Source organism: Pseudoxanthomonas sp. GW2, from assembly GCF_000283075.1.
GTDB lineage: Bacteria > Pseudomonadota > Gammaproteobacteria > Xanthomonadales > Xanthomonadaceae > Pseudoxanthomonas.
In genome coordinates, this window is the sequence record NZ_ALIP01000025.1 from 19,524 (window position 1) to 27,036 (window position 7,513).

The following is a 7,513-nucleotide window of genomic DNA, read 5'->3' on the forward strand; positions in this document are numbered from 1 at the left end:
GCCAGGGGGTCAGAGGCGGAAGGTGTCCCCGAGGTAGACCCGGCGCACGTCCGGGTTGGCCAGCAGTGCGTCCGGGGCCCCCTGCGCCAGAACGCGTCCCTCGGCGAGGATATACGCACGGTCGCAGATTCCCAAGGTCTCGCGCACGTTGTGGTCGGTGATCAGCACGCCGATGCCGCGGTTCTTGAGGTGGGTGACGATGCGCTGGATCTCGCCGACCGAGATCGGGTCGACGCCGGCGAACGGCTCGTCCAGCAGCATCAGCCGCGGCCTGGCGGCCAGGGCGCGGGCGATCTCGCAGCGCCGGCGCTCGCCGCCGGACAGGCTGGCGCCGAGCTGGTCGGCGACGTGGCCGATCTGCAGCTCGTCCAGCAGCGAGGACAGCTCGGCTTCCAGCGCGTCGCCGTCCTTGAGGTCCTCGCGCAGCTCCAGCACCAGGCGGATGTTGTCAGCCACGGTGAGCTTGCGGAACACCGAGGGTTCCTGCGGCAGGTAGCCCACGCCCAGGCGGGCGCGGGTGTACATCGGCTCGGCGGTGATGTCGCGGCCATCGAGCACGATGCGCCCGGCGTCGGCGGCGACCAGGCCGACGATCATGTAGAAGCAGGTGGTCTTGCCGGCGCCGTTGGGGCCGAGCAGGCCCACCACCTCGCCGGCGTCGAGCGAGAGGCCGAACTCGCGCACCACCTCGCGCTGCTTGTACTTCTTGCGCAGGCCTTCGGCGACGAGCATCAGTTGCCTTCCTTGTTCTGCTGGGCGCGTGGCTGGATCACGGTGCGCACGCGGGTGCCGTCGCCGCCGCTCTGCATCTGGCCGCTGGCCATGTTGTAGACCATGCGCTGGCCGCTGTTGCTGCCGCGCGGGGATTCGACCGTGTAGTTGCCGGTGAGCGTCAGCAGCTCCTTCTTCGGCTCGTAGACGATGCGGTCGGCGCGGGCGTTCATGGTCGCGCCGTCGTCCATCTCCTGGCGCATCGTGGCCTGCTTGCCGGTCAGCACCACCTGCTCGATCTCGCCGCCGCGCTGCACGATCTCGGCGCGCGCGGCGGTGATGTGCAGGGTGCCCTGCACGATCTCGACGTTGCCGGTGAAGACGCAGCGCGAGTCTGCGCTGGCCTGGCTGCAGTCGGAGTTGTCCGAGTCCAGCGTCATCGGCTGGTTGCGGTCCGAGCTCTTGCCCAGGGCGGTGGAGGACAGCGTGGCCAGCGCCAGCACGGCGAGGGCGGCGGTCCGGGACTTAAGGGCGCGCGGAAGGTTCATAGCGAGTCCTGACCTGGGAAAGGAGGCGGTACTGGCGGGTCTTGAGGTTGGCTTCCATGCCGTTGCCGGTCTGCAGCAGGCCGGGGCGGGTGACGCGCACCGGGCGGTCGGTGCGCGCCAGGTCCTGCGCTGGGAGGAATTCCAGCACGTCGGTGCGGAAGCTGCTCGGGGCGGGGCTGGCCGGGTCGCTGTCGCCGGCGACGTTGCCCTCCAGGCGCAGCAGCTCGCCGTCGGCGCTGATCCAGCCACGCTCGGCCGACAGCCGCCACGGCCCGGGCTCGGCGGGGGCCAGGAACAGCGGCTGCTCCAGGTCCATGCTCTCGTCCTCGCGGCGCTGCAGCTCCGGCGACTGCACCCGCACCGACTCCAGCCCGTCCTTGCCGAGGATCACCAGTTCGAAGTCGCGCAGCACGTAGTCCGAGCGCTCGCCGCTGGCGGCCGCCGGCGCCTCGCGCCCGCGCATCTGCCAGGCCGACCAGCCGGTGGCCGCGGCGGCCGCCAGCAGCACCAGGCCCAGGAGCAGGCGCCAGTTCATGCCCGGCGTCCGTCGCGCGAGCCGTGCCCGGCGAGGATCGCCGGCACGTGGCCGTGCGCCGCCAGCAGCACGTCGCAGACCTCGCGCACCGCGCCTTCCCCGGCGCGGCCGCGGGTGCGCCAGTGCACCCGTTCGGCGATCCACGGATGGGCGTTGGCCGGCGCCACGGAGAGGCCGGCCACGCACAGGCAGTCCAGGTCCGGCAGGTCGTCGCCGACGAAGCAGGCCTGTTCGCGCGCCAGGCCGTGGCGGGCCAGCAGTTCGTCCATGCAGGCGAGCTTGTCGGCCACGCCGATGTGGGTTTCCAGGCCGAGGTCGGCGCCGCGCTTCTGCGCCACCAGGCTGGGGCGGGCGGTGATCAGCGCGACGTGGAAACCGAAGCGGCGCAGCTGCACCAGGCCCTGGCCGTCGAGCACGCTGAAGGACTTCATCTCGTTGCCGGCGGCGTCGAAGTACAGGCGGCCGTCGGTGAGGGTGCCGTCCACGTCCAGGCACACCAGCCGGACCTGGCGCGCGCGCTCGGCGATTTCCGGGGGGACGAGGGACAGCGGGTCGTAGGCCACGATCGGTTCCGGGGACATGGGGCGGTTAAACCACGCGTGCTCGCAACAGGTCGTGAACATTGAGCGCGCCCACCGGGCGCTGCTCGGCGTCGACCACGATCAGGCCGTTGATGCGGTGGCGCTCCATCAGGTGCGCGGCCTCGGTGGCCATCTGCCCGGCGTCGATCGTGCGCGGGTTGCGGGTCATGACCTCGGCGATCCGCGCCTGGCGCACGTCGATGCCGCGGTCCAGGGCGCGGCGCAGGTCGCCGTCGGTGAAGATCCCGGCCAGGCGTCCGTCGGCGGCGGCGATCGCGGTCATGCCCAGGCGCTTGCGGCTCATCTCCACCAGCGCCTCGGCCACGCTGGCGTCCTCGCCGACGCAGGGCAGTTCCTCGCCGCCGTGCATCACGTCGGTGACGTGCAGCAGCAGGCGCCGGCCGAGGCTGCCGGCCGGGTGCGAACGGGCGAAGTCGTCGGCGGTGAAGCCGCGCGCCTCCAGCAGCGCCACCGCCAGGGCGTCGCCCATGGCCAGCGAGGCGGTGGTGGAGGACGTCGGGGCCAGGTGCAGCGGGCAGGCCTCGGCCGGCACGCCCACGTCCAGGTGGATGTCGGCCTCGCGCGCCAGGGTGGACTGCGGGCGACCGGTCATCGCGATCACCTTGTTGCCCTGGCGGCGCAGGGCCGGCAGCAGCATCAGCACCTCGTCCGACTCGCCGGAATAGGACAGCGCCAGCACGATGTCCGCGTCGGTGATCATGCCCAGGTCGCCATGCCCGGCCTCGCCGGGGTGGACGAAGAACGCCGGGGTGCCGGTGGAGGCGAGGGTGGCGGCGATCTTGCGCGCCACGTGCCCGGACTTGCCCATGCCGGTGCAGACCAGGCGCCCGCGCGAGGCCAGGATCAGCCGGCAGGCGCGGGCGAAGTCCTCGCCGACCCGCTGCCCGACCGCTTCCAGGGCCTGGGCTTCGACCTGGAACACGCGCCTGCCGGCGGCGGCCAGCTGCGCGGGTTCGGCGGATGACTCGGCGGCTGCGCTCATGTATCGGCCCGGGAGCGGCCCGGATTCGCTAGACTAGGGTGCTTCATTCTAGGCCAACAGCTTCATGGACGCCGACACCATCGCCCGCCTGATCGAGCAAGGCCTGCCCGGTGCCAAAGCCCACGTGCAGGGCGACGATGGCGTGCACTTCGAGGCGACCGTGGTCTGCGAGGCCTTCCGCGGCAAACTGCCGCTGGCCCGCCACCGGATGGTCTACGCGACCCTGGGCGACCTGATGGGCGGGGCGATCCACGCCCTGTCGCTCCGGACCGTGACCCCCGACGAGGCCGCCTGAGGCGCGCCGCATGGCGCCGTTTCCCACCGTTTCCCCCGTACCCGGGTTCCCATGCAGAAGATCGTAGTCAGCGGCGGCGCGCCGCTCCGCGGCGAAGTCGCCATCTCCGGCGCCAAGAACGCCGTCCTGCCCATCCTGTGCGCGACCCTGCTGGCCGACGCTCCGGTGGCGATTGCCAACGTCCCCCACCTGCACGACGTGATGACCACGCTCAAGCTGCTGGGCGAGCTGGGCGCGAGCGTGGACTACAAGCAGGGCGAGCTGGCGCGCAGCCTGGTGGTCGACCCGCGCACGGTGCGCAACCACGTGGCCCCCTACGACCTGGTCAAGACCATGCGCGCCTCGATCCTGGTGCTGGGCCCGCTGCTGGCGCGCCATGGCGCGGCCGAGGTGGCGCTGCCGGGCGGTTGCGCGATCGGCTCGCGCCCGGTGGACCAGCACATCCGCGGGCTGCAGGCACTGGGCGCGGAAATCAGCGTCGAGAACGGCTACATCAAGGCCCGCGCCGGGCGCCTGAAGGGCGCGCGCTTCGTGTTCGAGATGGTCACCGTCACCGGCACCGAGAACGTGATGGCCGCCGCCACCCTGGCCGAGGGCACCACGGTGCTGGAGAACGCGGCGATGGAGCCGGAGGTGGTCGACCTGGCCGATTGCCTCAACGCGCTCGGCGCGCGGATCGAGGGCGCGGGCACCGCGCGGATCACCATCCACGGCGTGGAGCGCCTGGGCGGCGGCCGCCACGTGGTGCTGCCCGACCGGATCGAGACCGGCACCTTCCTGGTGGCCGCAGCCATGACCGGCGGCCGGGTGACCGCGCGCAACGCGCGGCCGGATACCCTGGAAGCGGTGCTGGACAAGCTCCGCGAGGCCGGCGCCACGGTCGCCACCACCGCGGACAGCATCACCGTGGACATGGAGGGCCGGCGCCCGCGCGCGGTCAGCCTGACCACCGCGCCGTACCCGGCGTTCCCGACCGACATGCAGGCGCAATTCATGGCGCTCAACTGCGTGGCCGAGGGCGTGGGCGTGATCAGCGAGACGATCTTCGAGAACCGCTTCATGCACGTCAACGAACTGCTGCGGCTGGGCGCGGACATCCAGATCGACGGGCATACCGCGGTGGTGCGCGGCGTGCCGCGCCTCAGCGGCGCTCCGGTGATGGCCACCGACCTGCGCGCCTCGGCCTGCCTGGTGCTGGCCGGCCTGGTGGCGCAGGGCGAAACCACCATCGACCGCATCTACCACCTGGACCGCGGCTACGAGAACATCGAGGCCAAGCTCGGCGCGCTGGGCGCCAGCATCCGCCGCATCGACGCGCGGCAAGGGGAGGGCTGAATGCTGCTGCGAGGACGCATGACCACCCGCCGCAAGGTCCTGCTGGGCCTGCTGGCGGCGATGCTGGTGCTGATCGGCGTGGCCGGCTGGCTGGGCATGGCCGCCACCCGCGGGGTCGAGACCTCCGACATGGACTGGAACGGCGATGGCGTGGTCGACCGCGGCGAGATCCTGCAGTCGTTCTACGCGGTGACCGCCGAACGCAGCAGCGAGGGTAACCGCGAATGCACCACCTTCCGCTGGTTCCGCAGCGGCGAGGTGATCCGGGTGCAGTGCCAGACGGTGTTCAAGGCCGAGGAGTGAACCGGCCAGGGCGCCGCGCTCAGCGCAGCGCCTTGAGGGTCAGGTCGATGGTGTCCTGGCCGTTCTCGCGCTGCAGGATGCGCGCCGGCACCGGCATTTCCGCCACGATCCAGGCGATCGTCTCGCGCTTGTCGTCGCGGCGCACCACCTTGGTGGCCTGGCGCGGCTTGCCGGCGACGGTGATCTGCTCCTTGCCGGCCACCTCGTAGCGCAGCGGCTTGGCCCGGCCCTCGTCGACCAGGCGGGAGGACAGCGGCTTGCCCGCGGCCAGGTCGCGGGCCACGGCCAGGTTGATCAGCAGCGCGTCCATGTCGCCGGGCTGCAGCTTCACGGGGCCGCGGCGCTCGGGCTTGACGTCGCCGCTCCAGGTGGCCTGGCCGGCCTTCCAGTCGTAGTTGGCCTGCACCGACTTGCGCTTGATCAGCGCCACCGAGCTGTCGCTGCTGCTCAGCGGACGCAGGGTGCCCTGGTGCTCGTCGAACACGGTGACCTGGCTGAGGTCGGCGACCTGGTTGCGGATGCGCAGGCTGTACTTCCAGCGGTCGCCGGACTCGCGCGCCAGGGTCATGGTGCCATCGGCGCGCATGCCCATGTAGCTGGCGGTGTAGTCGGCGGTGAACGGCTCCATCGCCAGCGCCGGCACGGCGGCGGCGAGCAGGCCCAGCAGCAGCGGGAGGCGGATCAGGGGGCGGGTCCGGTTCATCTCAGGCTCCTCGGTACTCGATCAGGCGCAGGTCGACCTCGTCCTCGCCGTCCTCGCGTTGCAGGATGCGGATCGGGGTGGGCACGCCGTCGGCGACCCAGACCAGGGTCTGGTCGCCGTCGCGGTCGCGGCGTTCGACCCGCAAGGCCTCGTAGCTCATGTCGCCCACGGCCAGCGTCTCCGGCGTCTGCCCGACATGATAGACGTGCCCGCGCACGCGGCCGCCGTCGACGAAGCGGTATTCCAGCACCGCGCCGGGGCGGGCGGCGCGCATCAGCGCCAGGTTGATCAGCAGGGCGCTCATGTCCCCCGGCTGCAGCGGCACCGGGCGCCGGCGCTCGCGGCTGATGTCGCCGCTCCAGCGCGCCTGCATCGCGCCCCAGTCGTAGCTGCCGCTGACCTGCTTGCCGAACAGCACCGCGCGCCGCTCGGTGTTCTGGCCCAGGGGGCGGTAGTGGCCGTCGTGCTCGTCGAACAGCGTGCTCTGGTGGATGTTCAGCCGCGCCAGGCTGGCCACGCCGCGCTCGGCGCGCAGGTCCAGCTCGATCGTCCAGTGCCGCGGGTCCTGGCGCACCAGGCGCATGGTGGCGCTGCCGGCGGGGCGGCCGCGGTACCAGGCCTCGTAGGTGGCCTGGAACGGTTCCAGCACGCGTGGCGCCGGCGGCAGCGCGGGCAGGCCGGGCGGCGCCGCTTCCTGCGCACGGGCGGGTTGCGCCTGGAGGGCGCTGGCGGTCAGCAGCAGGAGGGAGGCGAGGATGGGGCGCATGCGGCTCGGGCAGGGGACGACGGGGAAGCATGCCCGCGCGCCGGTGTCAGGCGCGTGATTCCGGCTTCAGGGCGCCCGCGGAATCTAGTTGCAGCGGTTTAAACAGGCACTGACCGTCGACCCAGACCCGTGCATCGCGTTCAGCCAGGCGTCCGGCCACCGCCAGCCCGAGCACCGCGGTGACCAGCCGGTGTTCGTGCGGCAGCAGGCGCGCGGCCAGGGTGTCGGGTGTGTCGCCGGGCATCACCGGGATGCGCACCTGGGCCACCACCGCGCCGGCGTCCAGTTCCGGGACCACGAAGTGCACGCTGGCGCCGTGTTCGGCGTCGCCGGCCTCCAGCGCCCGCGCATGGGTGTGCAGGCCCTTGTACAGCGGCAGCAGCGAGGGGTGGACGTTGAGCAGGCGGCCTTCGAAGCGGCGCACGAAGGCATCGCCGAGGATGCGCATGTAGCCGGCGCAGAAGATCCAGTCCGGACGGCAGGCGGCCACCGCCTCGGCCAGGTCGGCGTCGAACGCGGCGCGGTCGGGATAGGCGCGGGCCTTGCGGCTCCAGCGCAGCTCCGGCGCGACCTTGGCCAGCGCCGGCGCCTCCGGGCGGTCGGAGAACACCCCGACCACCTCGGCGTCGAGGCGGCCTTCGTCGATCGCGTCCAGCACCGCCTGCAGGTTGCTGCCGCGGCCGGAGACCAGTACCGCCAGCCGCGGCTGGCGCCCGCCGGTAGGGGCCATGGG

11 protein-coding genes are annotated in these 7,513 nt (G+C 72.3%); 3 read left to right on the forward strand and 8 right to left on the reverse strand.

The genetic code is table 11. The annotated features are described in order from the left end of the window. Positions 1-9: 9 nt before the first annotated feature. From lptB to B351_RS0102475, 5 genes are read right to left on the reverse strand one after another with little or no spacing between them, the layout of a single operon-like run. Positions 10-732, reverse strand: coding sequence for an LPS export ABC transporter ATP-binding protein (gene lptB / locus B351_RS0102455; RefSeq protein ID WP_019397471.1), 723 nt, complete (start codon positions 730-732; stop codon positions 10-12). After that, positions 732-1,259 (reverse strand): lipopolysaccharide transport periplasmic protein LptA, encoded by a 528-nt coding sequence (lptA, locus tag B351_RS0102460; protein WP_026010262.1) that lies wholly within the window; start codon positions 1,257-1,259, stop codon positions 732-734. The genes lptB and lptA overlap by 1 nt, the downstream gene beginning before the upstream one ends. Beyond that, positions 1,237-1,794: an LPS export ABC transporter periplasmic protein LptC gene (gene lptC / locus B351_RS0102465; RefSeq protein WP_019397473.1), complete on the reverse strand. Its 558-nt coding sequence runs from the start codon at positions 1,792-1,794 to the stop codon at positions 1,237-1,239. The genes lptA and lptC overlap by 23 nt, the downstream gene beginning before the upstream one ends. Beyond that, positions 1,791-2,357, reverse strand: coding sequence for an HAD family hydrolase (locus B351_RS0102470; protein WP_026010263.1), 567 nt, complete (start codon positions 2,355-2,357; stop codon positions 1,791-1,793). Before B351_RS0102470 ends, lptC begins: the two co-directional genes overlap by 4 nt. A 25-nt stretch (positions 2,358-2,382) precedes the next feature. Then, complete coding sequence (locus B351_RS0102475; protein WP_019397475.1) at positions 2,383-3,378, reverse strand: KpsF/GutQ family sugar-phosphate isomerase; 996 nt, start codon at positions 3,376-3,378, stop codon at positions 2,383-2,385. 64 nt (positions 3,379-3,442) lie between these two features. Here B351_RS0102475 and B351_RS0102480 point away from each other — a divergent pair, with 64 nt between their 5' ends. The 3 genes from B351_RS0102480 to B351_RS0102490 are packed head-to-tail and all read left to right on the forward strand — an operon-like array spanning position 3,443 to position 5,311. Further along, entirely contained in the window at positions 3,443-3,673 is a 231-nt protein-coding gene (locus B351_RS0102480; protein ID WP_019397476.1) for a BolA family protein, read from the forward strand. A gap of 51 nt (positions 3,674-3,724) precedes the next feature. Further along, entirely contained in the window at positions 3,725-5,008 is a 1,284-nt protein-coding gene (murA, locus tag B351_RS0102485) for a UDP-N-acetylglucosamine 1-carboxyvinyltransferase (protein WP_019397477.1), read from the forward strand. Further along, on the forward strand, positions 5,009-5,311 hold the full coding sequence (locus tag B351_RS0102490) for a hypothetical protein (RefSeq protein ID WP_019397478.1): 303 nt from the start codon (positions 5,009-5,011) through the stop codon (positions 5,309-5,311). Between the two features lie 19 nt (positions 5,312-5,330). Here the strand turns inward: B351_RS0102490 and B351_RS0102495 are convergent, their stop codons facing one another. Genes B351_RS0102495 through purN form a run of 3 tightly spaced genes read right to left on the reverse strand, consistent with a single transcriptional unit; the run spans position 5,331 to position 7,510 of the window. Further along, positions 5,331-6,014, reverse strand: a complete 684-nt coding sequence (locus B351_RS0102495; RefSeq protein WP_019397479.1) for a DUF3108 domain-containing protein — start codon at positions 6,012-6,014, stop codon at positions 5,331-5,333. 1 nt (position 6,015) lies between these two features. Next, a complete protein-coding gene (locus B351_RS0102500) occupies positions 6,016-6,780 on the reverse strand; it encodes a DUF3108 domain-containing protein (protein WP_019397480.1) in 765 nt (254 codons plus the stop codon). A 46-nt stretch (positions 6,781-6,826) separates the two neighbouring features. Then, positions 6,827-7,510, reverse strand: a complete 684-nt coding sequence (gene purN, locus B351_RS0102505; protein ID WP_019397481.1) for a phosphoribosylglycinamide formyltransferase — start codon at positions 7,508-7,510, stop codon at positions 6,827-6,829. Positions 7,511-7,513 lie beyond the last annotated feature (3 nt).